Source organism: Herbaspirillum chlorophenolicum, from assembly GCF_001189955.1.
Lineage (GTDB): Bacteria > Pseudomonadota > Gammaproteobacteria > Burkholderiales > Burkholderiaceae_D > Herbaspirillum > Herbaspirillum chlorophenolicum.
The window spans coordinates 162,182-188,248 of sequence record NZ_LFLT01000003.1; the positions used below are offsets into that span (position 1 = coordinate 162,182).

Sequence of the window (26,067 nt, forward strand, 5' to 3'; positions counted from 1 at the left end):
GCGGACGGCTTTTTTTCAGTCTTGCGGCAACGGCGCCTGATATCAGAACAATTCGTTCTTCATCTGCGTCTTGGCCTTTTCCTCTTCCGGCGACAGCGGTGGACGGTCGCCCATCCCCAGATCGCGCACCATGGCCGAAGGCGGATACTCCGCATAGTAGTACTCGCCGCCGGACTCGATGATGCCGTCCGGCACCTTGCGGTCCACGTTGGGTACGTCCTTCAATACCTTGGACATGTAGTTGATCCACACCGGCAACGCCAGGCCGCCGCCGGTTTCGCGGTCGCCCAGACTCTTGGGCTGGTCGTAGCCGATCCACGCAATGGCCGCCAGGTTGGGCTGGTAGCCGGCGAACCAGGCGTCCATCGAGTCGTTGGTGGTGCCGGTCTTGCCGGCCAGGTCGGTACGCTTCAGCGACAAGGCCTTGACCGCGGTGCCGTGGCGCACCACGTCGCGCAGCATGCTGTCCATGATGAAGGCATTGCGCGCATCGATCACGCGGTTGGACTCGTCGTCGGCCGTGGCCGGCTTACCCTGCGACAGCACGTTGCCGTTGTTGTCGGCCACCTTGGTGATCAGGTAGGGATTGATCTTGTAGCCGCCGTTGGCGAACACCGAATACGCCCCCACCATCTGCAGCGGCGTGACGTTGCCGGCGCCCAGCGCCAGGGTCAGGTACGGCGGGTTCTTCTCGGCGTCGAAACCGAAGCGGGTGATGTATTCCTGCGCATACTTCACGCCGACGCGCTCCAGAATGCGGATCGAGACCAAGTTGATCGACTTCTGCAGCGCACGGCGCATCGAGATCGGTCCTTCGAACTTGCCGCCGTAGTTCTTCGGCTGCCAGACCTGGCCACCGGTCTGGGTGAAGGTCAGCGGAGCATCGTTGATGATGGTGGCCGGCGACAAGCCCTTTTCCAGCGATGAGGAATAGATGAACGGCTTGAACGACGAGCCCGGCTGGCGCCATGCCTGCGTCACGTGGTTGAACTTGTTGCGGTTGAAATCGAAGCCGCCGACCAGCGAACGGATCGCGCCATCCTGCGGATTGACCGAGACGAAGGCCGATTCGACTTCCGGCATCTGCGTGATGATCCAGTTCTTGCCGTCCTGGAATACGCGGATGATGGCGCCACGGCGGATCTTCTTTTGCGGCGGCGCCTTGTCCGACAGCAGGTTGGCGCCGAAGCCCAGGCCGGAACCCGAAATGGTGATTTCCTCGCCGGTGGCCAGCACCGCGGTGATCTCCTTGGGCTTGGCGTCCAGCACCACGGCCGAGACCATGTCGTCGCTGTCGGGATGGTCGGCCAGCTCCACTTCGATGGCATCTTCCACGGCTTCCTTGGAGGCGCCTTCGGGCAACTCCATGTAGCCTTCCGGACCGCGGTAGCCGTGGCGGCGCTCGTAGTCGATGATGCCGCGGCGCAGGGCGATGTAGGCGGCGTCCTGGTCGGCCTTGGTAATCGTGGTGAACACGTTCAGGCCGCGCGTATAGGTCTCGTCCTTGTACTGGGCATAGACCAGTTGGCGCGCCATTTCAGCCACATATTCAGCGTGCATGCCGAAGGCGGAACTGTCGCCCTTGACGCGCAGTTCCTCATCCCGCGCCTCCAGATATTGCGGCTCGGTGATGTAGCCCAGCTGGCGCATGCGCAGCAGGATGTACTGCTGGCGCGCATGGGCGCGCTTGGGATTGACCACCGGGTTGTAGGCCGACGGCGCCTTGGGCAGGCCGGCCAGCATCGCCGCTTCGGCAATGGTGATGTCCTTCAGTTGCTTGCCGAAATAAATCTGGGCGGCCGAAGCGAAACCGTAGGCGCGCTGCCCCAGATAAATCTGGTTCATGTAGACCTCGAGGATCTGGTCCTTGGTCAGGTTGTTCTCGATCTTCCAGGCCAGCGGGATCTCATAGAAGAATTTGCGCGTGGCCTTCTGCAGGAAGGTCGGCTCGTTGCTGGTCAGGAAGAAATTGCGGGCCACCTGCTGGGTGATGGTGGAAGCGCCGCCGCCGCCGCCCGAGAGGTTGGAGAAGGTGGCGCGTGCGATGCCCTGGTAGTCGACCCCGCCGTGCTCGTAGAAGCGGTCATCCTCGATGGCCAGCACGGCCTTCTTCATGATGTCGGGAATGTCCTTGAAATGCACCAGGTTGCGGCGCTCCTCGCCAAACTCGCCGATCAGCACGCCATCGGCCGAGAAAATGCGCAGCGGGATCTTCGGACGGTAATCCGTCAACGTGTCGAGATCGGGCAACTTGGGATAGGTCAGCGCAACGATGAAGGTCACGCCCAGCAGGGCCATCACCACCACACCGAAGATGATGCCGAAGAAGCCGAGAACGAGACGGATAGACCAGTGCAGGCGCTTGCGCGGCGCTTTTTCCTTGCCTGCCTGCGGCTTGTCAGCCGGAGTCGGGTTCGGTTTTTCGCCAGCGTTTGGAGGTAAAGACATGCGAAATAAACTAGATAAATGCGAGATAGGCGAGTCAAATCGGGCCGTAGCCGGATTAAAGAGACAAGGACGCATTATAGCGGGTCGCCCCTACGGCCCAAGCAGCCGGCCCCGGCCAACCGCCAATCGACAGCGGCAACCGGCGCCCAAATGCTGCCACGGAGAAGGATCGGCTCCGATCTGCCTCCAATTTGCATCAATTTGGCGCAATCGCCAGACAACTATCCAACACCCGCGGATAACCGAGTGTTGCAAATAGACCAAACTCGTTTGACCCGATCAGCCGCTGCGGTTCCCTCCAGCGCCGGTTCATTTGCTTTGCATTCTTCAAGTTTCATCTATTGCCGGCCCGATGCGGCCTGCCGAACAATCACCGGCTTATTCGAAACGCATCCGAACAGGGTATTTCCGCGTGGCATTTTCACTGGCATTGAAAAGATGGCGAATCGGCACACGGGGCATGTGCGCCGGATTGGACATTGGCGCCGACCGCATCAGGCTGGCCGTGCTGCGCCGGCAGCGCGACAGGCTGCAGCTGGAACTGCTGGCCGACTATGCCTTTGGCCAGACCATCTGCAACGATGGCCAGATCGGCGACTTCGAACTGCTGGTGCGTGGCTGCCGCCAGTTGCTGCGGCAACACACGATTCATGCCGGCCCGGTTGCCATGGCCATCCCGGCGGCAGCGGTCACATTGACGCAACTGACGTTGCCCGCCACGTCGAACGAACTGGAACGGCTGGCGCAGGTTCGGGCCGAAGTGGCAACCCACCAGCGGCAACCGCTGGATGAATTGGCGCTCGATTATCGTGTGTTCGGCCCGGCTCCGCGTTCTCCCGCCGATGTGCAGGTACTGGCAGCCACGGCGCCGGCCATGCTGGTGGAAGACAGGCTGGCCCTGGCCGAATCGCTGGGATTGGAAGCACGCACGGTCGTGCCCGACGGCTGGAGCCTGGCAGCCTTCCTTCGCGGCAGTGATTGCGCAGCCGTCTTGCACCTGGGTACGGCTTCGGCCTGGCTGTCGCCGCGCGCGCAAAGCTGGCAACCGCTCTCATGGCGGCCCGGTAGTTCGTCCATTACCGACCTGCTGGGAGAGCTGGCGCCGATGATGCATCCGGCTCCGCAACGGCTGCTGCTGAGCGGCGATGTGGTCGACCTGCCCCTGGTTGAGGCAGCGCTGCAGAAATACGCCGGCATCCCCGCTGCGGTTGCTACATTTCCGCCTCACATCCTGATGGCGAATCACGTGGCTGCGGCCATCGCGCCGCGCAATCTTCCGGCATTCCATTGCGCCGTTGCGCTCGCCGCGGAAGGGCTCATGTGAACAATTGCCAGGCCGCCCCTAACTTCGCTTTGTCCCCGTCCCAGCGTCTCCGGGAACGCGAACTTTCGTTCTACCGTTGGCTGGCGTTTTCGGCCTTGCTAGGCGTCTTGCCGGTACTGGCATTGGCTGTCCGTATCGATGCCCAAACGGACAGCATCGGCATGGCCAATCGCTTGCTGAACAACGAACTGCAAACACTGCAGCCGCAACTGGATCAACTTGCGTCAAGCAAGGCCCGCATTGCGGACATCCAATCCCGTCTGGCGGCACTCAACCGCCAGGCCGCCCTGCGCACGCAAGCCGCATCACTATTGCGCGCCGCCTCCGTCGCCGCAATACCGGAAATCAGGCTGTACCGAATCGCCCTGCAGCCGCGCGCAGGCGAACTGCGTGGCCACGCAGGAGACGTACGCGATATCCATGCATACGCCAATGCCCTGCGCCATGCCGGTATGGAACCTGTCTCCATCCAGGATATGCGGATCATGGACAAGAATGCCGGCAACGGGCGCTATGACTTCACCTTGTCGCTGCCCTTGTCATTGCCGCAATTGCGCGGCGATGAACCGGCCGATGCCAGCAGGCAACGATGAAACGCCAGTCCGCACTGCTGGCGCACCCTGCGCATTGGCCTCTGGCGGCACGCACCATCCTGCTGCTGGCCGTGGCGCTGGCCTACTCCGCCACCGGGCTTTTCCTGTATGTGCAAGAGCGCAGCGCATTGCGCCAGGCTGCGGAAAATCTTCGCCACAGCTTGCAATCGCGCCTGGCTACCGCGTTGTCAAAAGTATCGGAACTCCCTGTGCTGCGCTCACAGGAGAACCTCCTCGGCATGCAATTACTGACCGTGCAAGACCAGCTATGGCCGGAAGACAGCCATTCCGGCGCCGGCCTATTGCAACTCAAGCTGGCACGCCGCGCAGAAGAATGCGGCCTGGAGATGGAATCGTTCAAGCCGCTGACGCCAGCCCATCCCGTCGGCCAGCCCACCGCCCACGCCGAGATCAACATGAGTGGCGAGTACGCAGGCCTGTTGCAGTTCGTGGAACTGGTTACCCGTCCCCCGCTTCCGGTGCAGTTCGAATCGATGGAACTCGCCGTCCATACTGCCCGCGAAGGCAGCCAGACCTTGCTGATGAAAGCCGTCCTTGCCGCCGCGCTGCGCGATCCGGACGCCCATACCAAAAAATGACGCCAACATTCGTTTCCCTCCTCCCGGCTTGCTTGCCGGTGTATTTATTCGCAACCGGGCTACTGGCCGGCTGCGGCGCTGCAGATCAAACCGAGGCCGTCCGCGCCTGGATTGCCCAAGCCAGGCACGACGCCATCTCCCGCGTGCAGGCGCCGGCACCCTCTCAGCCGGAACAAACCGACACCGAGGCCATCATCCCGACGGATGTGCCTGCCGATCCATTCGGCATGGTGCAACGGCGAGCCGCACATCGGCAGGCAACTGCACATATCGAGGAAGAAACCGGTAACGGTACCGGGCTGAATCAAGCCAGGCCAGCCGAGAAATCCGAGCCGCATATCCGGGTACTTGGCACACTGGTGCAGGAAACCTCCGCCTATGCCGTGCTGCAGATAGACGGCCGCAGTTTGCGCGTGCGCGTCGGTGACGAGCTCCCTGCGGAGTTGGGACGCATAGTACACGTCGATGAACAGTCGGTGAAAGTCACCAGCCGGGGCGCGACGCAGGTATTGGCGGTAGGGCGCGGTGATCCACAAGAATCAGCATCCGATACACAGCCGTTGGCGAACAAAGTGCGCCAACCAAGACAACGCCAGTTGGTGCGCCCATGAGCGGACGCATGATGCCGATGGCCTGCTGTTTTCTCATCCTGCTGGGCTGCATGCTCCGGCCTTTTCCATTGACTGCGGCGGACATCTCCAACGCGGAAGAAAACCGGCTTGAATCGATCAGCGTGAAGCAGGAAGACGATGCGGCCATCGTCGAACTGGATTTCGCGCATCCACTCACGCCTCTTCAGGTTGGCGAATTCTCGACCATCAATCCGCCGCGCCTGGTACTTGATTTCCCCCGCACCACCGCCGGCGATGTCAGCCGGAGCATGCGTGGCGCAGGCGTCATGCACAAGGCCATCCTTGCCGCCGACGACCAACGCCTGCGCCTGCTGCTGGAACTCAAACAAAGCACGGCACACCAACTGCACTACGATGGACGTCGGCTGCGCATCGTGCTGCGCGAACGGCAGAAAAATCCTGAACGGCATGAAGACGCGCAACCCTTGCTGGCCGGCATCGACTTTCGCCGCGGGCCGGCCGGTGAAGGGCAAATCGCACTGGAACTGCCATCGGCGCAAACCACGGTCAATGTCCGCCAGTCGGGCCAGCAAATCGTCGCCGACATTCCCGGCGTACAGTTGCCCGCTCCGCTGCAGCGGCGCCTCGATGTCGGCGACTTCGCCACGCCGGTGGCGCGTTACACCGCCATGCGCCATGAAGGCGGCACGCGGCTGATCATCGAGCCGCATGGTCTATGGCGCTACAACGCCTACCAGAGCGGACGCCGCCTGTTGATCGACGTGCTGCCGGCAGCGCCGCATCCGCAACGGCCGGCAACCGAGCGCAATTACCAGGGCGACAAACTGTCGATGAATTTCCAGAACATCGACGTGCGCTCGGCGCTGCAAGTGCTGGCCGACTTCACCGGGCTCAACATCATCGCCAGCGATGCCGTCGGCGGCCAGCTCAGCCTGCGCCTCAAGGACGTCCCCTGGGACCAGGCGCTGGACATCATCATGCAGGCGCGAGGCCTGGGCATGCGGCGCAACGGCAACATCGTCTGGATCGCGCCGCGCGAAGAAATGCTGGCGCGCGAGAAACAGGAGCTGGAACAAAAAGCCATGATTGCCGACCTCGAACCCCTGCATGCCGAGGTCTTCCAGCTCAACTACCAGCGCGCCGACACCTTCCGCCGCGCGTTCGGCATCGGCGAAGATGGCGCGGTGCTAGCCGAACGCCGCAATGCGCTGCTCTCGCGGCGCGGCAGCGCGGTGGTCGATGCCCGCACCAACCAGTTGTTCGTCACCGATACCATCGCCGTACTGGCCAACATCCGCAAACTGCTCGAACGCATCGACGTGGCTGCGCGCCAGGTGCTGATCGAGGCGCGCATCGTCGAGGCCGACGACAGCTTCGGACGCAACCTCGGCGTGAAACTGGGCCTGTCGGCCAAGACCAGCGGCGCTGCCATCGGCAATTCCTACGGCAGCGTGGGCGAGCTGAGCGGGCAGACGCCACCCTCGCCCGGCACCTTCCTCAAGGACTCCGCCATCAATCTCCCGGCCCAGCCCATGGGCGGCTCCTTGCCGGGCAGCTTTGCGTTCACGCTGTTCAACGCGGCCGCGCACCGCTTCCTCAGCATCGAGCTATCGGCACTGGAATCCGAAGGGCGCGGCAAGATCGTTTCCAGCCCGCGCGTGATCACCGCCGACCAGCAAACCGCGCTGATCGAACAGGGCGAGGAAATTCCCTACCAGCAATCCACCAGCAGCGGCGCAACTGCCACCGCGTTCAAGAAAGCCAACCTGAAGCTGGAAGTGACGCCGCAGATCACGCCCGATGGCAATGTCATCCTCAGCGTGGATGTCAACAAGGACAGCCGCGGTACCGCCACGCCCGGCGGCCTGGCGATCAACACCAAGCATGTGAAGACCCAGGTGGAGGTCGAAGATGGCGGCACCGTGGTGATCGGCGGCATTTACACCCAGACCGAACACCAGCGCGAAGCCAAGGTGCCGCTGCTGGGCGACATCCCGGTATTGGGCCACCTGTTCAAGCACAGCGCACGGGTGCAGGACAAGACCGAGCTGCTGATCTTCCTGACGCCGCGCGTGGTGGCGGCGCAGCGCGCCGCATACTGAGAACTTGTTGACGATCTCCTCCGGGGCCGGCCCGCCGCATCGGCGGCATTTTTTCCCCGGCAAGGCGGCAAGGACGGTAAAATCGCTGTTTGGGTCCGGGTTTCAGCCCGAATTCGCCCGCAAAGCCGCGCCGGTGCTGGCCTCCGGCAGCCTCCCGCATCGTCCGGGCCGGGCGGCATCACGAACCTTTGCCTGCAGCGCAGAATTTTTGATATGAGTGGAAGCATCTTTCTTGTCGGCCTCATGGGTTCCGGCAAGACAACCATAGGCCGCGCCCTGGCCAAGAAGCTGAACAAGCGCTTCGTCGATTCGGACCACGAAATCGAAGCGCGCACCGGTGCATCGATCCCGGTCATCTTCGAGATCGAGGGCGAAGAGAGCTTCCGCCGCCGCGAAGCCGAAGTCATTCGCGACCTCTCCGCGCAATCCGATATCGTGCTGGCCACCGGCGGCGGCGCCGTCCTGAGCGCCGAGAACCGCGAGAACCTCAAGCGCCATGGCACCGTGGTCTACCTGCGCGCCAGCATCAACCAGATCCTCCAGCGCACCGGCCGCGACAAGAACCGACCGCTGCTGCAGACCGCCGATCCGCGCCGCAAACTGGAAGAGCTGTCCCGCCAGCGCGAACCGCTGTACCGTGAAGTGGCGGATTTCATCGTCGAAACCAACCGCCCCAATGTGCAGTTCCTGGTGCAGACCATCATGAGCCACCTGGAGCTTTCGCCCAAGCAGGCCGAGGCCGATGTCTTTGCCAGCGATACTGTGACCATCGAACGCGAAAGCGCGACACTGGTCTCAAGTGAGAGCGGCGTTGTCTTTTCCGCCTCCTCCTCGATCACCACTTTTGCCAGCGTCACCAGCGCCGGCTACCACCAGAACACACGCAGCATGAACCCAGCCAATACCGCCGCCGCACCGATCGCCCTCGAAGTCGACTTGGGCGAACGCAGCTATCCCATCATCATCGGCCGCGGCCTGCTGGACGATCCGTCCCTGCTGCAACAGTTCGTCAAGGGCAAGCGCGCCGCCGTGGTCACCAACGACAAGGTCGGCCCGCTGTATCTGGAAAAAGTCAGCGCCGCCCTGCGCGCAGCCGGCAAGCAGGTCACCGAGATCGTGCTGCCAGACGGCGAGGGCGAAAAGAACTGGGCCAGCCTGATGAAGATCTTCGACGTGCTGCTGGCCGAGAAATGCGACCGCAAGACCACGTTGATCGCCCTGGGCGGCGGCGTGATCGGCGACCTGACCGGCTTCGCCGCGGCCTCCTACATGCGCGGCGTGCCGTTCGTCCAGGTGCCGACCACGCTGCTGTCGCAGGTGGACTCGTCGGTGGGCGGCAAGACAGGCATCAACCATCCGCTGGGCAAGAACATGATCGGCGCGTTCTACCAGCCGCAAGCGGTGATCGCCGACACCGCCACGCTGCACACGCTGCCGCCGCGCGAACTCGCCGCCGGCATTGCCGAGGTAATCAAGCACGGCGCCATCACCGACGCCCCCTTCTTCGACTGGATCGAGGCCAACATGGCCAGGCTGGTCGCCAAGGACGACGCTGCGCTGGCCTACGCCATCCAGCGCTCCTGCGAGATCAAGGCCGATGTGGTGCGCCAGGACGAACGCGAAGGCGGCCTGCGCGCCATCCTCAACTTCGGCCACACCTTCGGCCACGCCATCGAGAACGGCCTGGGCTACGGCCAATGGCTGCACGGCGAAGCAGTCGGCTGCGGCATGGTGATGGCGGCCGACCTGTCGCACCGCCTGGGCTACATCGACGCCGCCACACGCGAACGCATCCGCGCCGTGACCGCTGCCGCCGGCCTGCCGACAACGGCGCCTGACCTGGGCGAGCAGCGCTGGCTGGAACTGATGGAAGTCGACAAGAAAAACGAAGGCGGGCAGATCAAGTTCATCCTGATCAAGCCGCTGGGAAGCCCGCTGATTACCAATGCGCCGCAGGAATTGCTGATGCAAACCCTGGCGGCCTGCACCGGAGAGTGACATGAGTTTCGAAGCGCCACCCCACCTTGCCCCTTACGCAGCCAATTCGGCGAATTCAAGGGGCCGGCGCTTCGATGAAACTCCCCCCGGTTCGCGCAGCGAATTCCAGCGCGACCGCGACCGCATCGTCCACTCCACCGCCTTCCGCCGCCTCGAATACAAGACCCAGGTCTTCGTCAACCACGAGGGCGACCTGTTCCGCACGCGCCTGACCCACAGCATCGAAGTCGCGCAGATCGCGCGCTCGTGCGCACGCAACCTCCAGCTCAACGAAGACCTGGTGGAAGCCATCTCGCTGGCCCACGACCTCGGCCACACGCCCTTCGGCCACGCCGGCCAGGATGAGCTCAACGACTGCATGAAGGAGCACGGCGGTTTCGAGCACAACCTGCAAAGCCTGCGCGTGGTGGATGAGCTGGAGCAGCACTACGCCGCCTTCGACGGCCTGAACCTGACCTTCGAGACGCGCGAGGGCATCCTCAAGCACTGCTCGCTGCACAACGCAAAGCAGCTGAGCGACATCGGCCAGCGCTTCATCGACAGGAAGCAGCCTTCGCTGGAGGCGCAACTGGCCAACCTGGCCGACGAGATCGCCTACAACAACCACGACATCGACGATGGCCTGCGCTCCAACCTGCTGGGCATGGCGCAGATGTGCGAGGTGGATTTCTTCGCGCGCCACCTGCGCGAAGTCGAACAGGCCTACCCCGGCATCACCGGCCGCCGCGTGATCCACGAAACGGTGCGCCGCATGATCAACGCCCTCATCGTCGACCTGATCGACACCTCGCAGGCGCGCATCGCCGATGCGGCGCCGCGCGACATCGACGACGTGCGCAGCGCGCCACGCCTGATTGCATTTTCCGACGCCATGGCAGCCGAGGCCGCCATCTTGAAGAAATTCCTGCGCGAGAAGCTCTACCGGCACTACCAGGTCAACCGCATGACTGCCAAGGCGCGCCGCATCATCAACGAGATGTTCCACGCCTTCATCGGCCAGCCCAACCTGCTGCCGCCGGCCTACCAGGTCAAGGACATCGCCGACGACGCGCAGCGCCTGCACAAGCAGGCGCGCCAGGTTGCCGATTACATCGCCGGCATGACCGACCGCTACGCGATACGCGAACACCGGCGCCTGTTCCTGATGGAAGAGACCTAGCACTCATTTCATCAATAGGCGTGAGATGCGTTCTAAATAAATACGAGATTTAATCGCTATTCCCGTCGCTGCGGCTAATGGCCGTTGTGCTCCTGTCCGGCGTTGATAACATCAGGAATTTCCTGTGACGCGCCGATAAGGAGATCATGATGCGAACGCTTGCGCTACTTCTGATCGGAGTCGCGGTACTCGCCGGCATGACAGGCAAGGCCGCAGGCAGCAACCTGCAACCTGGCACTTCCGCCAACGGCGACGACATCGTCATCGGACAATCCGCCGACCTGAGCGGCCAGCACGCGCACGTCACACGCCCGTTCCTCGCTGGGGCCCATGCCTACTTCGCGCAGGTCAACAACAACGGGGGCATCCACGGACGCCGGATAAGGCTGATCACGATGGATGACGGGAACAATCCCCTGCTGGCGATCCAGAACACGCAACAACTGCTGCAAGCCGACAAGGCGCTGGCGCTGTTCGGTTATGTCGGCTGGAAAACCAGCAGCGTCGTGCAATCCGTCGTCAATGAAAGCGGCGCCCCATTTTTCGCGCCGGTTACCGGCAACAGCATCGTCTACAAGGCATTCAATCGCCACGTATTCACGATCCGCGCCAGCTATACCGACGAATACATGTATCTGTTTTCACGCTTCCCGGGAATGGGATTAAAGCGCGTTGCCATGTTTACCGAAGAAGACGGCGCAACACGCAAAACTGCCATACAGGCAATGATTCGCGCCAGCCCTGGCGACATCGAACTCGTCGCCGCCGAGGAGGGCGCCGGGCAAGACATGAAGGACATCGCCGGCAATCTCATCCAATCGCGGCCGGACATTGTCCTGATCATGAGCATTTCCCAGGCATTCAATACCGCCTTGATCAAGGCCATGCGCGCCAAGGGCTACCACGGTTATTTTTATTCCAGTTCGCTGGTGTACAGTTCGCTGCTCAACAGCCCACAGGAAATCGTGCCCGGGCTGATCGTCTCGCAGGTCATGCCTTTTCCATGGAAAGCGCAATCTCCCATCGTCCGTGAATACCAGCAGGCGATGCGCAAGCTCCACGTCGACACATTCAGCTATCTCGGGCTGGAAGGGTTCATTGCCGCCAAAGTGCTGACCGAAGGCATCAAGCGAGCGGGGCGCGCTCCGACGCGAGAGAAACTGATTGCCGCCCTGGAAAGCATCAATGAACACAACTATAAAAACCCCGGGTACCGAATCAATTTTTCCGATTCGAACCACCACGGTTCCACGTATGTCGACCTCACTACCATCACCAGGACCGGCGCGTTCATCCATTAGCCGACAGCGAGGAATGCGGTCACGTGGAAGCAATGCTGTTGACCGCTGAGCAACAATACGGGTCTTGCAAGCAAGGCCGGAAAATTATTAAAATCCGGCAACTTCAGACAAAACGATACGTATTGTCTCGATTAAATAACTAAATTCTTGCATCATAAGTTGCTCTTCTGACCTTCAGATTAAGGTTTGCATGCCGTAAGTTGAAAAAGGACTGCCATCCCTCCTCCTTTTTTCTGAGTGCGGTCCTAGCACAGGAGACCGTTATGTCCATCAGCACCACCACCAGCAGCGTCGACACCAAGTCCTTGTTGCCCACTACCACTTCTTCCGCCGATTCGGCCAACCCGCCAGCCACCGCGTCGTCCAACGACAAGATCGCCGAAGCGCAAAAGGCCAACCTGCTGACCGAATCCGGCTCCAAGGCCCAGCTCAACGTTTCCATCCTGCAGGCTTCGCTGGAAGTGTCGATCAACTCGCAGAACGATCCGCTGGCGCTGGTCTACAAAAGCGCCATCGAAAACATCAACGACGTGCTGCGCCCCCAGATGGGCGACAACGCCATCCAGAACGCCATGTCGCAGGACAACTCTCCCGAGGGCACGGCGGGCCGTATCGTCTCGTTCATCACCAACATGTTCGAACTGTACAAGCAGCGCAACCCGAACAAGGACGACGCCACCAATGTCGACGACTACATGGCCATGATCTTCAAAGGCGTCGACCAGGGCTTCAAGGAAGCGCGCGGCATTCTCGACAGCCTGAGCGTGCTCAACGGCGACATCGCCAGCAACATCGACAAGACCTATGACCTGGTGCAAAAGTCGCTGGCCGACTTCATTGCCAAGGTCAAGGGCGGCAAGCAGGATGGCGACAATACCGGCGCCGGCAATAGCGACGGCAGCGGTGGCACCGTGGTCGCCAGCCAGACGACTGTGAGCGTGTCGATCTCGGTGAGCCAGACGCGCATCAGCACCACCGCCTGATCGTTCATCGGCAAGGCAATAAAAAACAGGCTGTTCCTTTGCGGGAACAGCCTGTTTTCTTTTTTATAGACGCGATGCGGCATCAAGCAACGGAACGACTCATCCCTTCAGCTTGGCAAACGCCGCCGCCATCGCATTGCCGGCCGGCGCCTGCTCGCGCGAGCGCTGGTTCTGGTGCTGAGACAGGCGGCGCGAATCGTTGCGGTCGCCACGCTGCTCATTGCGCGCACCCGGCGCCGGCGCAGTATCGTTCAGGCGCATGGTCAGCGCGATGCGCTTGCGCTTCTCATCCACTTCCAGCACCTTGACCTTGACCACCTGGCCGGCCTTGACCACGGTGTGCGGATCCTTGACGAAGGTATTCGACAACGCCGAGATATGCACCAGGCCATCCTGGTGCACGCCGATGTCGACGAAGGCGCCAAAAGCCGCGACGTTGGTCACCACGCCTTCCAGGATCATGTCCGGGCGCAGGTCCTTGATCTCTTCCACCCCCTCCTTGAAGGTAGCGGTGGTGAACTCCGGACGCGGATCGCGGCCCGGCTTGTCAAGTTCCTTGAGGATGTCGGTAACGGTCGGCACACCGAATTTCTCATCGGCGTATTTGGCCGGCGACAAGCCCTTCAACAGCGCAGTCTGGCCGACCACGCTCTTCACGTCCTTCTTGATATCGGCCAGGATCTTTTCCACCAGCGGATACGATTCCGGGTGTACCGCAGAGGCGTCCAGCGGGTTCTCGCCGTTCATCACGCGCAGGAAGCCCGCCGCTTGTTCGAAAGTCTTGTCGCCCAAACGCGGCACATCGCGCAGTCCGGCGCGCGAGACGAACATGCCCTTCATGTCGCGGTAGGAAACGATGCTCTGCGCCACGCTGGCGTTCAGGCCAGACACGCGCGCCAAGAGCGGCGCCGAGGCGGTATTCACATCCACGCCGACGGCGTTCACGCAGTCTTCCACCACTGCGTCCAGCGAGCGCGCCAACTGCGTCTGGCTCACATCGTGCTGGTATTGACCCACACCGATCGACTTGGGATCGATCTTGACCAGCTCGGCCAACGGATCCTGCAGGCGGCGGGCAATCGATACCGCGCCACGGATCGACACATCCAGGTCCGGCAGTTCCTTGGAAGCGAATTCGGAGGCCGAGTACACCGAGGCGCCCGCTTCCGACACCACGATCTTGGTCAGCTTCAGTTCCGGGCGCAGCTTGATCAGGTCTTGCGCCAGCTTGTCGGTCTCGCGCGAAGCGGTGCCGTTGCCGATCGAGATCAGCGACACATTGTGCTTCTCGGCCAGCTGCGACAGCGAGTGCAGCGAACCATTCCAGTCGTTGCGCGGCTGGTGCGGATAAATGGTATCGGTAGCCACCACCTTGCCGGTGGCATCCACGATGGCGACCTTGACGCCGGTGCGCAAGCCCGGATCCAGGCCCATGGTGGCGCGTGGACCGGCGGGTGCGGCCAGCAGCAGTGCCTTCAGGTTGCGGGCGAAGACGTTGATGGCCTCCGCTTCGGCTTCCTCGCGCAGCTTGGTCATCAGTTCGGTTTCCAGGTGCATGAACACCTTCACGCGCCAGGCCCAGCGCACCGTATCGGAGAGCCACTTGTCCGCGGCGCGGCCCTTGTTGGAGACGCCGAAGCGCGAGGCAATGCGGCCTTCGCACGGGTTGTGCGGGGCATCCCACTTCGGCTTTTCTTCTTCACTGTCCAGGCGCAGCACCACGTTGAGCATCTCTTCGCGGCGGCCGCGGAACAGCGCCAGCGCGCGGTGCGATGGAATGGTGCCGATGGTTTCCGAGTAATCGAAGTAGTCGGCGAACTTCTCGCCGGCGTCCTGCTTGCCTTCCACCACTTTGGACTCGACCACGCCGTGTTCGGTCAGGTATTCGCGCAGGTTTTGCAGCAGCTCGGCATCTTCCGAGAAACGCTCCATCAGTATCTGGCGCGCGCCGTCCAGCGCCGCCTTGGTGTCGGCCACGCCGGGGTTGTCGCCGTTGTCGGTGGTGAAGGCCGGCTTGAGGTACTTGGCGGCTTCCTCTTCGGGATTAAGCGTCGGGTCGTTCAAGAGCGCATCGGCCAGCTCGGTCAGGCCTGCTTCGGCCGCAATCTGCGCCTTGGTGCGGCGCTTGGGCTTGTAGGGCAGGTAGAGGTCTTCCAGGCGGGTCTTGTCTTCCGCGTGGACGATGGCGTCCAGCAGCACGGGCGTCATCTTGCCCTGCTCTTCGATCGAGGCGATGATCGCGGCGCGGCGGGCTTCCAGCTCGCGCAGGTAGCGCAGGCGCTCTTCCAGAAGACGCAGCTGGGTGTCGTCCAGGCCGCCGGTCACTTCCTTGCGGTAGCGGGCGATGAAGGGGACGGTCGCACCTTCGTCCAGCAAGGCGACGGCGGCAGCGACCTGAACCGGCTTGGCGACGAGTTCAAGGGCGAGTCGTTGTTCGATAGAAGGCAGCATTGTGAAACCCAGTCAACAGTAAAGAAAAACAAGCGTTGGATGATACGCAATTCAACCGCGTGCGCCAATCTTGACATTGGACGCGGAACGGCAAACTCGGGATAATCGCCGTTTCAACGTCGCACTTCTGTCCATTTTTGCAACATGTCCATTCGCCTCATCGTCGGCCTCGGCAACCCCGGCCCGGAATACGAACAAACCCGGCACAACGCAGGCTTCTGGCTGGTCGACAACCTGGCCGGCCCGGTGCGCCTGGCGCGCGAGGCGCGTTTCAACGCGCTGGCCGGCAAGACATCGATCGCCGGCAACGAAGTCTGGCTGCTGGAGCCGCAGACCTACATGAACCGCTCCGGCCAGTCGGTCGGCGCGCTCGCGCGCTTCTACAAGATCGCGCCCGATGAAGTGCTGGTGGCGCATGACGAACTCGACCTGGCGCCCGGTGTGGCGCGCATCAAGAAAGGCGGCTCGTCCGGTGGCCACAACGGCTTGAAGGACATCACCGCGGCGCTGGGCACGCAAGACTACTGGCGCCTGCGGCTGGGCATCGGCCATCCGCGCACGCTCGGCTTGCAGCAGCCGGTGGCGGACTTCGTGCTGCACCGTCCGCGCAAGGAAGAACAGGCGCTGATCAACGAGGCGCTGGACAAGAGCCTGAACGTCATCCCGCTGCTGTGCCAGGGAAAGTTCGAAGCGGCAATGATGGAGCTGCACACGAGCAAGTGAATACGCGTGCCGTCCGGTTGGACGCGCGCGAGCGAATAAAAAAACAAGGGGCGCCCGCCATGCGGACGCCCCTTTTCATTGCCTGCTTACTTGAGCGAGGACAGCTTCTGTTCCAGCGCCTTGGCGTCAATCGCGCCAGGCACGCGCGAGCCGTCGGTGAAGATGATGGTCGGCGTACCGGTGATCTTCATCTTCTTGCCCAGCGCCAGCACGTCGTCATGCGGCGCGTTGCAGCTGGCGGCAGCCGCCGGCGCTTCCTTGCCGTTGACCATCCAGTCGCTCCAGGCCTTGCTCGGATTGGGCGCGCACCAGATGTTGCGCGACTTGACGATGGAGTCCGGCGACAGGATGTTGTACTGGAAAGTATAGACAGTGGTGTTGTCGACTTCCTGCAGCGTCTTGTGCAGGCGCTTGCAGTAGATGCAGTTCGGATCCTCGAAGATCGCGATCACGCGCTTGCCGTTGCCCTTGACGGTCTTGATCGCCTTGTCCAGCGGCAGGCCGGCGAAAGGCACCTTGTTGATGGCCTCGATCTTTTCCTTGGTGAAGTCGCGGTAGGTCTGCGAATCGACCACGCGGCCGATGAACAGGTATTGCGCCTTGGCGTCGGTATAGATCACGTCGCCGTCGATCTGGATCTCATACAGGCCGGAGTATGGCGTCTTGGTCACGGCATCGACCTTGGCGCCCTGGCCCAGGCGCGGTTCGATCAGCTTCTTGATAGTGGCCTCGGTGCTGTCGGCCGCTTCGGCCTGCGCATGGGCGGAAACACCCGCCACTGTCGATGCCAGTACAGCCACGGCCATGCCAATGTGGCGCAGCGTGCGCGCCGGGCCGGTGGTCAGAAAATTATTCATAGTGGTCCTGATTCAAATCAAACGTCCGGGCAATCCTGGGGGCATCGGCCTGGAAGCCGCGCCACACCTGCCCTGACGGTCACCTCATGGGAATTGGTTGATAAATGGAACAAACGGCACAAACGATACAACCGCCGTAGCCGCACAAGCGCGTTACCTTACCTCAAATCGGCCTGCCTCACTTGCCCAGCGCGTGCGCGATCAGCCGACGCTTTAAGACAGGCAGGTGGTTGACCAGGTTCATCCCGATGTTGCGCGCAATGCGCAGCGGTTCGGCATCGGTGGAAAAAATGCGGTTCAAGCCATCGGTGGCCAGTTGCATCAGCAAGACTTCTTCCTTGCGCGCACGGGCATAGCGGCGCAGCACACGGCTGTCGCCGCAATCGTATTGCGGCTCGCGCGCGGCCAGCGTGTCGATCAGCGTGGAGACGTCGGCAAAGCCCAGGTTCATGCCGTGGCCGGCCATCGGATGCACGACATGCGCGGCATCGCCGATCAGCGCCACGCGATCGGCAATCATCGCGTGCGGCTTGATCAGCGCCAGCGGGAACGCCTTGACCACTTCCGGCTGCAAGGGCGCAAGCGCCCCCAGCACCGGCGCGGCCCAGATCGCCAGCCGCTGCGCCAGCTCAGACAACGGCAAACGCAGCAATTGCTCGGCCAGCGCATCCGGCGCCGACCACACCAGCGAGACGCGGTTGCCCGGCAACGGCAGCAGCGCAACCACGCCCTCGGCCGGGCTGAACCATTGGTAGGCCACACCCAGATGCGGCTTCTCGCAACTGAAATTGGTGACCATGGCGCGCTGGCCGTACGCGCGATAATCGAGCCCGATATCGCACTGGCCACGCACCCACGAATGGCCACCATCGGCGCCCACCACCAGCGGCGCCGAAATACTCTCGCCGGAGTCGAGCGTGAGCGTAGCCGCCTCCACCGAAACCGACAGCGCAGTCGCCCTGCCCTGTACCAGTTTCACATTGGGCGCGAAACGCAGCGCGGCATTGAGTGCGGCATCCAGATTGCGGTCTTCGACAATCCACGCCAGCGCATCGGTGCGCGCACCGTAGGCATCGAACGACAGCAAACCCGCACCGCCCTGCTCCGATGCACCGTCTCCCTGCACCGTCATGTTGTCCACAGGCGCGATGCGCCCGGCATCCATCGCCTCCCACACGCGCACCGAAGACAGCAGCCGGCGCGCGGTATGGTTCAACGCATACACGCGCACATCCCAGCTGGCCTCATCGTCCGGCGCCGGACGCGACGGCGGCGCCAGCAACGTCACCCGCAAACCCGCCTGCGCCAGTCCAAGCACAGCGGTCTTGCCTACCGCGCCATTGCCGACGATGCAGATATCGGTACCGGCCGCAGCCGGCGAAGCAGTCATGAATTGGGCATTGGAAGTCATGAGTCGCATTATAAACGCCACCTCATAAACAATTTATGAGAAAGGCCTTGCAGTATTTTTTTTCTTTGCTATAATCTTGCGTCTTGGCCTGGTAGCTCAGTCGGTAGAGCAGAGGATTGAAAATCCTTGTGTCGGTGGTTCGATTCCGCCCCGGGCCACCAAGAACAAGCAGTAATGAAAAAGGACTTACAGAAATGTAAGTCCTTTTTTCGTTCCGGGCTCTCGAATTTATGAAGCACTTTTTATACAACGCATCGATTTATACCAATTGCTAAGTACTTGAAATCCTTGCGTCAGTGATGCAATTCTGCTCCAGGCCATCACGAATATCCCAAGCAAAACGCCAACCATCATCGGTTGGCGTTTTTCATTTCGGCGTTAGCAAGCTCTCCTACCCACGGCCCTATGCGATTTCAGGAAACGACGTCTTCAGGCGATATTGGCGCTGCCGGTAATTCCCCTCAAGGCCGTTGAAACTGCAATCGACATCACTGAACAACCGGCCGATGCGATTCAATATAGTACGTTGCTCCTCCGTCTCGATGGCCACCAGACGACGCTTGCTTCTTGCGTAGTAACCGCAAATATCGACCACCAGGCAATGGCCATAGTCAGCATTCTTGACATCGATCAGCAAGGCTTCCGGCTTGGTCAACCCGAACGTCGCCGCCAGTTCAACCCGCGCACTGAGAAACGGATTCGCATTCCTGAATTTATCGTTCAGGTGCTCCATTGCAGCCTTGGCCCAAGTCTTCAAATTGGAGCCGGCCGAAAATGCCTCCAGGGCGGCCTTGGCATTTTCATTTCCCTTCTCCGCCGCCTTTTGCCACCAATACAGCGCCCTGACATCGTTGAGCTTATCGTCGCGGCGGTTTCTCCAGGAGATCTGCGCGAACTCGTATTGCGCCTCCACCAGGCCCATGTCGGCGGCCTTTTCCAGGTATTGCAAGGCGACATCCAGGTTGCGCTGCGAATAGATCGAACGCGAATAGATTCTGGCCAGCGCATGCCATGCCAGCGCCGATCCGCCGTCGCCGGCCAGCGTCAGCCAGTTGAGCGCTTTCTTGAAATTTGCCAGGCCATGCTCCATGAATACCCTGTTGCCCTGGCGATCAATCTTCGCGCAGAGGAGGCCGAGCTCGAACTGTGCCTCGGTGTTGCCAGCCAGGGCGGCCAATTCCAGGATATGCCCTATCTCGATCGGGTCAGGCTTCTGTGCCTGCAGTCGCCATTGCGCAAACCGCAGCAGCAGGGTCGACTCTTCGGATGAGAGGAAGATGCCGCTGGTGACATCCGCATCCTTTTCTATTTGCGCGACCGCGACGGAGTTTCGCGCAAACAGCTTCTCGACCAGCACAACGGCATCGCGGGCAAAACCCGCGTAGTCGGATTTTTTCCAGGCCTTATCCAGCAAGGCATATTGCGCTTGCTCAATGCCTGCATGCGCTGCCTCAGTGATCAGGCGTTCTTCAAGCCTGAAGGCGCCGTCATGCAAGATCGACTTCAGGTTTTTCTCAATAGCATCGTCGTCGTCATCCTCATCATGACCATGCATCTGCATTTGCTGCGCAAGCAGCCACTGCGCCTGATGATCGTCTTTGCTGGCCAGGAAAGACAAGGCGCCGATGGCCCTTGCATGGCTGTTGCTGTCGAACTGCTCCGTGTTGTCCAGGACCAGGCGGGCAAACGTGAGTCCGGCATGGGTAATGCCCGCATCGAACGCCTTCTCATACCATATCGCGGCTTCGCGCGGGGATGACAGATCCTTGACCTGTTCATAGGAGATATTGCGCCCGATCATCATCCAGGCATCATCGACGCCTTGTTGCGCCGCCCGCTTCAACCAATAGAATGCAGTACCGTTGCTTCTGGGCAGGCCTGTTCCACCATATAGGTAGCGGCTTCCCAATGCCAGTTGGGCCCTCGATTCTCCTGCCCGTGCTGCTTTGATAACGGCCAATTCTTCTCGTGTCGCCATGTGGTTACCTGTTGCTTTCGTGAGCGTAGTGAAGATGGGGGCTGGGGAGATGCGCAGAACGGTCGAGGTAGTGCGGCATCAGATCTCTCCAACATGAATGTCCGTGTAACGACGACTGGATTCACAAAATCAAAGACAAAAGAATCCCCGCCGGCGCAAATCGTTGCGTCGGATTTCTGTGCCCTGGGGATCGATGGACGATGAAGTCGCGTCAGGCACGTGGTTCGGTTTGGTGGCTCCAGTTACCCGGAATTGCCATCAGCGCCAAGCTTGATGGCAGCGATATTTTGGCAGTGACTGGTGCCGATAATTCAATGGCGAAATGGACTCTTACCAATGCCTGATGGTTGTTAAGAAGCTCCGATAGAAGGCCGCTATCACCATTCAGAAGTGCAAAGACATCGTCGAAATCCAACATGACAAAGCTGTCAGAAACGCGCCACCAATGCGCGATATCCGACGTTGAAGCGGCTCCACCGAATTGGCTTTCCCGCTTATTGCTGAGCTGGTAATTGCGATAGCGAAAATCGATTTCCTGATTCTCGCGAATAGAAAACAAGAAGGGCACTGCATGAAGAATCATGCAGTGCCCCCTCTTTTTTTACGTCCTGACTACTGTCGTCTGAATGACGACCGATGCATTAGAACTTGTGACGGATACCCACGGCCACGGCGCCTTGGTTACCATCGGTACCGCTGCTGTCAGCCACGCCGGTGTTGACGATATCGGTAGCCTTCGTGTACGCCAGGAAGGCATACAGGTCGGTACGCTTGGACAGCCAGTAGTCGGTACCGAGGCTGAGCTGGGTCAGCTTGCCCTTGCCCGACACGCCGTCGAACTGCGCATTGGTGCGGTCCACTGCAGCCAGCAGTTTCAGCGACGGGCTCAGGTCGTAAGCGGTACCGATTTCGTACACGTCAGCCTTGTTTGCGCGCGCCAGGGTACGGTTGGTCAATGTACCCAGCGAGCCAACGCCGGCAGCGGTCAGGTTAGCCTGGGTGTTCAGGTCTTGCTTGACGCGCGACCAGTTGCCGTACACGCGTGCCGGACCAAACTGGTACGAAGCCACCAGGTTCCAGCCCTTGAAAGCAGTGCTGCCAGCAGTACCGGCCTGAGTGTTGACCGAAGCGGTGGTGCTCGACGATGGGATCAGGCTGGTGTCAGCCGAGTAGCCCGAGCCGTTCGCCTTGGACTGGTAGTAGTTCAGGCCCAGACCCAGGGGACCGTTGTCGTACTTCAAGCCGGCGCCGAAAGCCTGGCCGGCGGAAGTTTGACCAGCGGTTTCGCCGAAACCGTAGATCAGGTTACCGGTAAAGCCACTCAGGTTGTTGGTGGTATAGCTGATCGAGTTGTTGGTACGGGTACCTTCCAGGCGATCCAGGTTGTGGCCCACGTTACCGGTCCAGCCACCGAAGTCGTTGACGGAGGTGTAAGAGGAAATGGTATCGGCGAAGTCGGTTTGGCGACCCAGCAATACGCTACCGAAGCCACCGGACAGACCGACGACCGACTTGCGACGGAACAGGTTCGAAGAAGTCGATGCATCGGAGCCTTGCAGGGCGCCGGTGTCGTTGGCAAATCCGACTTCCAGATTGAACACTGCCTTCAGGCCGCCGCCCAGATCTTCAGCACCCTTGAAGCCGATGCGCGAACCCTGGATGACACCCGAGTTGAGAGAAAATTTGCTGCCAGTGCCACCAGTGCTGGTCGCTACCTTGCTTTGGTAGACAACGCCAGTATCAACGATACCGTAGATGGTGACGGAGCTTTGTGCATGAGCAGCACCTGCGAACGCGCCGAGAACGGCTAGTGCCAGCAGAGATTTTTTCATTTGACATCCTTCTATAAAAATAGTCTTGAGGATCCGTACTTTCAGTCGGATGCACAGACATTAATGCTTCTGATTCTTCATGACTTCACCTTTGTTTATAGAAGCAATTTTTTAGATGAGATCAAAAAATTAAAATGGCATCTGTTGTATTTTTTTATCGTGGAAATTCACTATTTCGCCAATGCGCACTGCGCTACTGATGAGTAAATTCTGGCGGGCGGCACGTTGCAACAGTACAAATAAAAATGCCGTCCAGTGATCCACTGGACGGCATTACAGCCTGGGCTGCCTTTACTTTTATGTGCCAGATATCAAAGCATCACGGTCACAGCGCCATGTCGGCTGCCGCGTTTTCCTTCGGCTTGTTCATGCTGGCACGACCGGCGTCGGGCTGCACCAGTTTAGGTGCGATGGCCGGGGGCGGCGCCAGTTGCAGCACGTCGCTGGTGTAGGCCCATTCCTTGGCGACCTGGTCGGGATGGTCGTTCAGCTTGGTGCCGTAGCTCGGCACGATCTCGCGGATCCGGGCTTGCCATGCGGGTGTGGCAACCTTGTCCTTGAACACTTTTTCCAGCACGGTGAGCATGATCGGCGCAGCGGTCGATGCGCCCGGCGATGCCCCCAGCAGACCGGCGATGCTGCCGTCCTTTGCAGCGACGATCTCGGTGCCCAGCTTCAGCACGCCGCCCTTGTCTTCATCGCGCTTGATGATCTGCACGCGCTGGCCGGCTTGCCACAGGCGCCAGTCTTCCTTCTTTGCATTGGGGAAATATTCCTTGAGCGCCGCGAAACGCTCGTCATCCGACAGCATCAGCTGGCCGGCCAGGTATTCCACCAGCGGGTATTCGGCGATGCCGACCTTCGCCATCGGCCAGGCATTGTGCGTGGTGGTGGTGGAGAACAGGTCCCAATACGAGCCTTCCTTGAGGAACTTGGTGGAGAAGGTCGCGAAGGGGCCGAACAGGATCACGCGCTTGCCGTCCAATACGCGAGTATCAAGGTGCGGCACCGACATCGGCGGCGCGCCGACCGAGGCCTTGCCATAGGCCTTCGCCAGGTGGCGCTCGGCCACAGCCGGGTTGTCGGTCACCAGGAAGGAGCCGCCTACCGGGAAGCCTGCGTATTCACGCGCTTCGGGAATGCCGGACTTTTGCAGCAGCTTCAGTGCGCCGCCGCCGGCGCCGATAAAGACGAACTTGGCGTCGGTCTCGGTGGTGGTGCCATCCTTCAGGTTCTTGTAACCGATACGCCAGGTGCCATCGGCATTACGCTTGATATCGCGCACTTCGCTGGAGAGCTTGAGCGTGAAATTGGGACGGGTCTGCAGGTAGCCGGCGAACTGGCGGGTGATTTCACCGAAGTTGACGTCGGTGCCCAGCGGCGTCCAGGTGGCGGCCAGCTTCTGCTTGGGATCGCGCCCTTCCATCATCAGCGGCACCCACTTCTTGATCTGCTCGTGGTCTTCCGAATACTGCATGCCGGCAAACAGCGGGCTGGCCTGCAGCGCTTCATAGCGCTTCTTCAGGTAGGCCACATTGTCGTCGCCCCAGATGAAGCTCATGTGCGGGGTCGAGTTGATGAACGAACGCGGATTCTTCAGCACCTTGTTCTTGACCTGCCAGGCCCAGAACTGGCGCGAGATCTGGAAGGCTTCGTTGATCTCGATCGCCTTGGCGATCTCGATCTTGCCATCCTTGTTCTCCGGCGTGTAGTTCAGCTCGGCCAGCGCCGAGTGGCCGGTACCGGCGTTGTTCCAGCCGTTGGAGCTTTCCTGGGCGACGCCGTCCAGGCGTTCGACCATTTCCATCGACCAGCCAGGTTCCAGCTCATTGAGCCAGACCGCCAGCGTGGAGCTCATGATGCCGCCACCGATCAGCAGCACGTCGACTTTCTTGACGTCGGCCGCCTGCGACGCCGGTGCCAGCACCAGCGCAAATACAAAACCCAGCAATGCCAGGAAGGATTTTTTCAACATTGTCTAATCCATGTTTGATGAAGTGAGATCCGTCCCCCAAGCTTGCACAAATGACAAATGCAGGATGCAACGGCAAAAAAGCGCACTTTCGTCACCGATGGCGCATACCTGCATGAACTTGGGGATTTCAGACAACCGGCTTCGCAGACGCCAGGGCTGGCCGACCTGAAAGGTCAAGCGCAGCATTCCTGCCATTCCGCCCGCGCTGCGCCAACCGTCGGGGGCGCAACACTTGCCGGGTGTGGCCGACGATGGCCACAACGCACACTAAGCCCGGCTCAGTGTGCCTGCCGGATTCAACTGCCTGTCCGATTCCTGTCTCCGGCATTTGAGCGATGCCTGTACAAAAACGTCTCCATCAGAGCGAACCGGGATTGGGTCATGTTGAGGCGGCAAGCTTAACATGTTGCGCCGATGCTGGCGATGACGGATATCCCTCACCCCGGCCGCTCCGGGGGCACAAAAACCCAAACCCATTGCACCAATAAGGGTAAATGGATGCGCAGTTGCCCCGCCCTGAACCGCCCCTTTACACGGGAAAAATCCACAAGGCAAAAAACCCGCGGGCAAAGATGTGCAACAGCAAGTAGAATCGCAAGCCTGAGCGTTGCCGCCGGGCTCATGCATTCGCATGCGCAGACAGCCTCCTTCATTCGACCTGGATCAATAATGAACATCCCTGAACAGGGCAATCTGATTTGCCGCCAATGCGGCCGGAAGGAAGGCATGCATCCACTGGCGTCGGCCATATGGCATTACGCAACCTGCGTGAAATGCCGCAATAAGGACTCGGTGACCGAGCAGGCCAAAAACGTGCCTGTGTGATGGCGGCAGCGCCTGCGCGCCTGCCTGATGCATAAGAAAAAAGCGGAACGCATGCGTTCCGCTTTTTTGTTTGTGGCCCATATGCGGCCATACAGCAACTGCTCCGATCAAGCCTTCAACTGGGTCAATCCCTGTGCAGCGATTGCCTTGAGCCAGCCCAGGCCGGCCGAGGTGGCGCCGGCAGGATTGTATTCGCAGCCGATCCAGCCCTGGTAGCCGAGCGTGTCGATCAGCTTAAGCAAGTAGGGATAGTTCAGCTCGCCCACGTCCGGCTCGTGGCGCTCAGGCACGCCGGCGATCTGGATGTGGCCGATGCCGGCCATGTCGCGCTTCAACTTGACGGCAACGTCGCCTTCGACGATCTGGCAGTGGTAACAGTCGAACTGCACCTTCAGGTTCTCGGCGCCGATTTCGGCGCAGATGGCCTGCGCATCATCCTGGCGGTTCAGGAAGAAGCCCGGAATGTTGCGGGTGTTGATCGGCTCGATCACCACAGTGATGCCGGCCGATTCGGCCTGGTGGGCGGCGTAGGACAGGTTATCCATGTACACCGCACGGTGCCTGGCGCGGTCTTGCTCCGGCTTGATCAGGCCTGCCATGACGTGCAGCGTCTTGTTGCCGATCACCGAAGCGTACTTCAGCGCGGTTTCGATGCTGCGCTTGAATTCGTCTTCGCGGCCAGGCAGCGAAGCGATGCCGCGCTCGCCGGCAGCCCAGTCGCCCGGGGGCGCGTTGAACAGCGCCTGGGTCAGGCCGTTGGCGTCCAGGCGGGACTTGATTTCCTCAGGCTGGTAGTCGTACGGGAACAGGAATTCGACACCCGGGAAGCCGTCCTTCGCCGCGGCGGCGAAACGGTCCAGGAAGTCATGTTCGACATACATCATGCTCAGGTTGGCGGCAAAACGCAGCATCGTG

General features: G+C 60.9%; 20 protein-coding genes and 1 tRNA gene. 12 read left to right on the forward strand and 9 right to left on the reverse strand.

Features of this window, described 5'->3' with window-relative positions; all coding sequences use genetic code 11:
• Window positions 1-42: 42 nt before the first annotated feature.
• Window positions 43-2,358, reverse strand: a complete 2,316-nt coding sequence (locus AKL28_RS03835; protein WP_082221349.1) for a penicillin-binding protein 1A — start codon at window positions 2,356-2,358, stop codon at window positions 43-45.
• Between the two features lie 550 nt (window positions 2,359-2,908).
• On the opposite strand from AKL28_RS03835, the gene pilM reads away from it, so the two are divergent.
• From pilM to AKL28_RS03880, 9 genes are all read left to right on the forward strand, one after another.
• The gene (pilM, locus tag AKL28_RS03840) at window positions 2,909-3,772 is read left to right on the forward strand and encodes a type IV pilus biogenesis protein PilM (RefSeq protein WP_050466726.1); all 864 of its coding nucleotides are present in this window, start codon (window positions 2,909-2,911) and stop codon (window positions 3,770-3,772) included.
• Entirely contained in the window at window positions 3,769-4,365 is a 597-nt protein-coding gene (locus tag AKL28_RS03845) for a hypothetical protein (protein WP_061286658.1), read from the forward strand. The genes pilM and AKL28_RS03845 overlap by 4 nt, the downstream gene beginning before the upstream one ends.
• Entirely contained in the window at window positions 4,362-4,964 is a 603-nt protein-coding gene (pilO, locus tag AKL28_RS03850; protein WP_050466728.1) for a type 4a pilus biogenesis protein PilO, read from the forward strand. Before AKL28_RS03845 ends, pilO begins: the two co-directional genes overlap by 4 nt.
• Window positions 4,961-5,575: a pilus assembly protein PilP gene (locus AKL28_RS24325; RefSeq protein WP_156226222.1), complete on the forward strand. Its 615-nt coding sequence runs from the start codon at window positions 4,961-4,963 to the stop codon at window positions 5,573-5,575. The genes pilO and AKL28_RS24325 overlap by 4 nt, the downstream gene beginning before the upstream one ends.
• Window positions 5,572-7,659 (forward strand): type IV pilus secretin PilQ, encoded by a 2,088-nt coding sequence (locus AKL28_RS03860; RefSeq protein ID WP_231602329.1) that lies wholly within the window; start codon window positions 5,572-5,574, stop codon window positions 7,657-7,659. The genes AKL28_RS24325 and AKL28_RS03860 overlap by 4 nt, the downstream gene beginning before the upstream one ends.
• 213 nt (window positions 7,660-7,872) lie before the next feature.
• Entirely contained in the window at window positions 7,873-9,657 is a 1,785-nt protein-coding gene (gene aroKB / locus AKL28_RS03865; protein ID WP_050466730.1) for a bifunctional shikimate kinase/3-dehydroquinate synthase AroKB, read from the forward strand.
• 1 nt (window position 9,658) lies between these two features.
• Window positions 9,659-10,816, forward strand: coding sequence for a deoxyguanosinetriphosphate triphosphohydrolase (locus tag AKL28_RS03870; RefSeq protein WP_050466731.1), 1,158 nt, complete (start codon window positions 9,659-9,661; stop codon window positions 10,814-10,816).
• A 146-nt stretch (window positions 10,817-10,962) separates the two neighbouring features.
• Window positions 10,963-12,117 (forward strand): ABC transporter substrate-binding protein, encoded by a 1,155-nt coding sequence (locus AKL28_RS03875; protein ID WP_050466732.1) that lies wholly within the window; start codon window positions 10,963-10,965, stop codon window positions 12,115-12,117.
• A gap of 263 nt (window positions 12,118-12,380) precedes the next feature.
• Window positions 12,381-13,100, forward strand: a complete 720-nt coding sequence (locus AKL28_RS03880) for a DUF5610 domain-containing protein (protein ID WP_050466733.1) — start codon at window positions 12,381-12,383, stop codon at window positions 13,098-13,100.
• A 99-nt stretch (window positions 13,101-13,199) separates the two neighbouring features.
• Here AKL28_RS03880 and AKL28_RS03885 read toward each other — a convergent pair whose 3' ends face one another.
• Window positions 13,200-15,551: a Tex family protein gene (locus tag AKL28_RS03885; protein WP_050466734.1), complete on the reverse strand. Its 2,352-nt coding sequence runs from the start codon at window positions 15,549-15,551 to the stop codon at window positions 13,200-13,202.
• 144 nt (window positions 15,552-15,695) lie between these two features.
• Between AKL28_RS03885 and pth the strand changes: the two genes are divergently transcribed.
• Window positions 15,696-16,274: an aminoacyl-tRNA hydrolase gene (pth, locus tag AKL28_RS03890; RefSeq protein ID WP_050466735.1), complete on the forward strand. Its 579-nt coding sequence runs from the start codon at window positions 15,696-15,698 to the stop codon at window positions 16,272-16,274.
• An 86-nt stretch (window positions 16,275-16,360) separates the two neighbouring features.
• On the opposite strand, the gene AKL28_RS03895 is transcribed toward pth, so the two are convergent.
• Together AKL28_RS03895 and AKL28_RS03900 are read right to left on the reverse strand one after the other, a co-directional pair.
• Complete coding sequence (locus AKL28_RS03895) at window positions 16,361-17,131, reverse strand: DsbC family protein (RefSeq protein WP_050466736.1); 771 nt, start codon at window positions 17,129-17,131, stop codon at window positions 16,361-16,363.
• 178 nt (window positions 17,132-17,309) lie between these two features.
• Complete coding sequence (locus AKL28_RS03900; RefSeq protein WP_414735684.1) at window positions 17,310-18,551, reverse strand: UbiH/UbiF family hydroxylase; 1,242 nt, start codon at window positions 18,549-18,551, stop codon at window positions 17,310-17,312.
• 76 nt (window positions 18,552-18,627) lie between these two features.
• Between AKL28_RS03900 and AKL28_RS03905 the strand changes: the two genes are divergently transcribed.
• Window positions 18,628-18,703: transfer RNA gene (locus AKL28_RS03905), tRNA-Phe, on the forward strand.
• 242 nt (window positions 18,704-18,945) lie between these two features.
• Here AKL28_RS03905 and AKL28_RS03910 read toward each other — a convergent pair.
• From AKL28_RS03910 to mqo, 4 genes are all read right to left on the reverse strand, one after another.
• Window positions 18,946-20,520 carry a tetratricopeptide repeat protein gene (locus AKL28_RS03910; RefSeq protein WP_050466738.1) on the reverse strand — a complete coding sequence of 525 codons (1,575 nt, stop codon included), beginning with the start codon at window positions 20,518-20,520 and terminating at the stop codon, window positions 18,946-18,948.
• Window positions 20,521-20,731: 211 nt separating this feature from the next.
• Window positions 20,732-21,103 carry a hypothetical protein gene (locus AKL28_RS03915; RefSeq protein ID WP_050466739.1) on the reverse strand — a complete coding sequence of 124 codons (372 nt, stop codon included), beginning with the start codon at window positions 21,101-21,103 and terminating at the stop codon, window positions 20,732-20,734.
• 58 nt (window positions 21,104-21,161) lie between these two features.
• Entirely contained in the window at window positions 21,162-22,352 is a 1,191-nt protein-coding gene (locus tag AKL28_RS03920) for a porin (protein WP_050466740.1), read from the reverse strand.
• A 325-nt stretch (window positions 22,353-22,677) separates the two neighbouring features.
• Window positions 22,678-24,327: a malate dehydrogenase (quinone) gene (gene mqo, locus AKL28_RS03930; protein WP_050466742.1), complete on the reverse strand. Its 1,650-nt coding sequence runs from the start codon at window positions 24,325-24,327 to the stop codon at window positions 22,678-22,680.
• Window positions 24,328-24,996: 669 nt separating this feature from the next.
• Here mqo and AKL28_RS24790 point away from each other — a divergent pair.
• A complete protein-coding gene (locus AKL28_RS24790; protein ID WP_197091040.1) occupies window positions 24,997-25,152 on the forward strand; it encodes a hypothetical protein in 156 nt (51 codons plus the stop codon).
• Between the two features lie 107 nt (window positions 25,153-25,259).
• Here the strand turns inward: AKL28_RS24790 and otnI are convergent, their stop codons facing one another.
• Window positions 25,260-26,063 (reverse strand): 2-oxo-tetronate isomerase, encoded by an 804-nt coding sequence (gene otnI, locus AKL28_RS03935; RefSeq protein ID WP_050466743.1) that lies wholly within the window; start codon window positions 26,061-26,063, stop codon window positions 25,260-25,262.
• Window positions 26,064-26,067 lie beyond the last annotated feature (4 nt).

Excerpts from the sequence above, each read along its gene's own strand:
- AKL28_RS03880 (WP_050466733.1), top strand. The coding sequence starts at position 12,381 with ATGTCCATCAGCACCACCACCAGCAGCGTCGACACCAAGTCCTTGTTG.
- otnI (WP_050466743.1), bottom strand. The coding sequence starts at position 26,063 with ATGCTGCGTTTTGCCGCCAACCTGAGCATGATGTATGTCGAACATGAC.
- AKL28_RS03870 (WP_050466731.1), top strand. The coding sequence starts at position 9,659 with ATGAGTTTCGAAGCGCCACCCCACCTTGCCCCTTACGCAGCCAATTCG.
- AKL28_RS03895 (WP_050466736.1), bottom strand. The coding sequence starts at position 17,131 with ATGAATAATTTTCTGACCACCGGCCCGGCGCGCACGCTGCGCCACATT.
- pilM (WP_050466726.1), top strand. The coding sequence starts at position 2,909 with ATGTGCGCCGGATTGGACATTGGCGCCGACCGCATCAGGCTGGCCGTG.
- AKL28_RS03900 (WP_414735684.1), bottom strand. The coding sequence starts at position 18,551 with ATGCGACTCATGACTTCCAATGCCCAATTCATGACTGCTTCGCCGGCT.
- AKL28_RS03915 (WP_050466739.1), bottom strand. The coding sequence starts at position 21,103 with ATGATTCTTCATGCAGTGCCCTTCTTGTTTTCTATTCGCGAGAATCAG.
- AKL28_RS03875 (WP_050466732.1), top strand. The coding sequence starts at position 10,963 with ATGATGCGAACGCTTGCGCTACTTCTGATCGGAGTCGCGGTACTCGCC.
- pilO (WP_050466728.1), top strand. The coding sequence starts at position 4,362 with ATGAAACGCCAGTCCGCACTGCTGGCGCACCCTGCGCATTGGCCTCTG.
- aroKB (WP_050466730.1), top strand. The coding sequence starts at position 7,873 with ATGAGTGGAAGCATCTTTCTTGTCGGCCTCATGGGTTCCGGCAAGACA.
- AKL28_RS03920 (WP_050466740.1), bottom strand. The coding sequence starts at position 22,352 with ATGAAAAAATCTCTGCTGGCACTAGCCGTTCTCGGCGCGTTCGCAGGT.
- AKL28_RS03910 (WP_050466738.1), bottom strand. The coding sequence starts at position 20,520 with ATGGCGACACGAGAAGAATTGGCCGTTATCAAAGCAGCACGGGCAGGA.
- AKL28_RS24325 (WP_156226222.1), top strand. The coding sequence starts at position 4,961 with ATGACGCCAACATTCGTTTCCCTCCTCCCGGCTTGCTTGCCGGTGTAT.
- mqo (WP_050466742.1), bottom strand. The coding sequence starts at position 24,327 with ATGTTGAAAAAATCCTTCCTGGCATTGCTGGGTTTTGTATTTGCGCTG.
- AKL28_RS03885 (WP_050466734.1), bottom strand. The coding sequence starts at position 15,551 with ATGCTGCCTTCTATCGAACAACGACTCGCCCTTGAACTCGTCGCCAAG.
- pth (WP_050466735.1), top strand. The coding sequence starts at position 15,696 with ATGTCCATTCGCCTCATCGTCGGCCTCGGCAACCCCGGCCCGGAATAC.
- AKL28_RS03860 (WP_231602329.1), top strand. The coding sequence starts at position 5,572 with ATGAGCGGACGCATGATGCCGATGGCCTGCTGTTTTCTCATCCTGCTG.
- AKL28_RS24790 (WP_197091040.1), top strand. The coding sequence starts at position 24,997 with ATGAACATCCCTGAACAGGGCAATCTGATTTGCCGCCAATGCGGCCGG.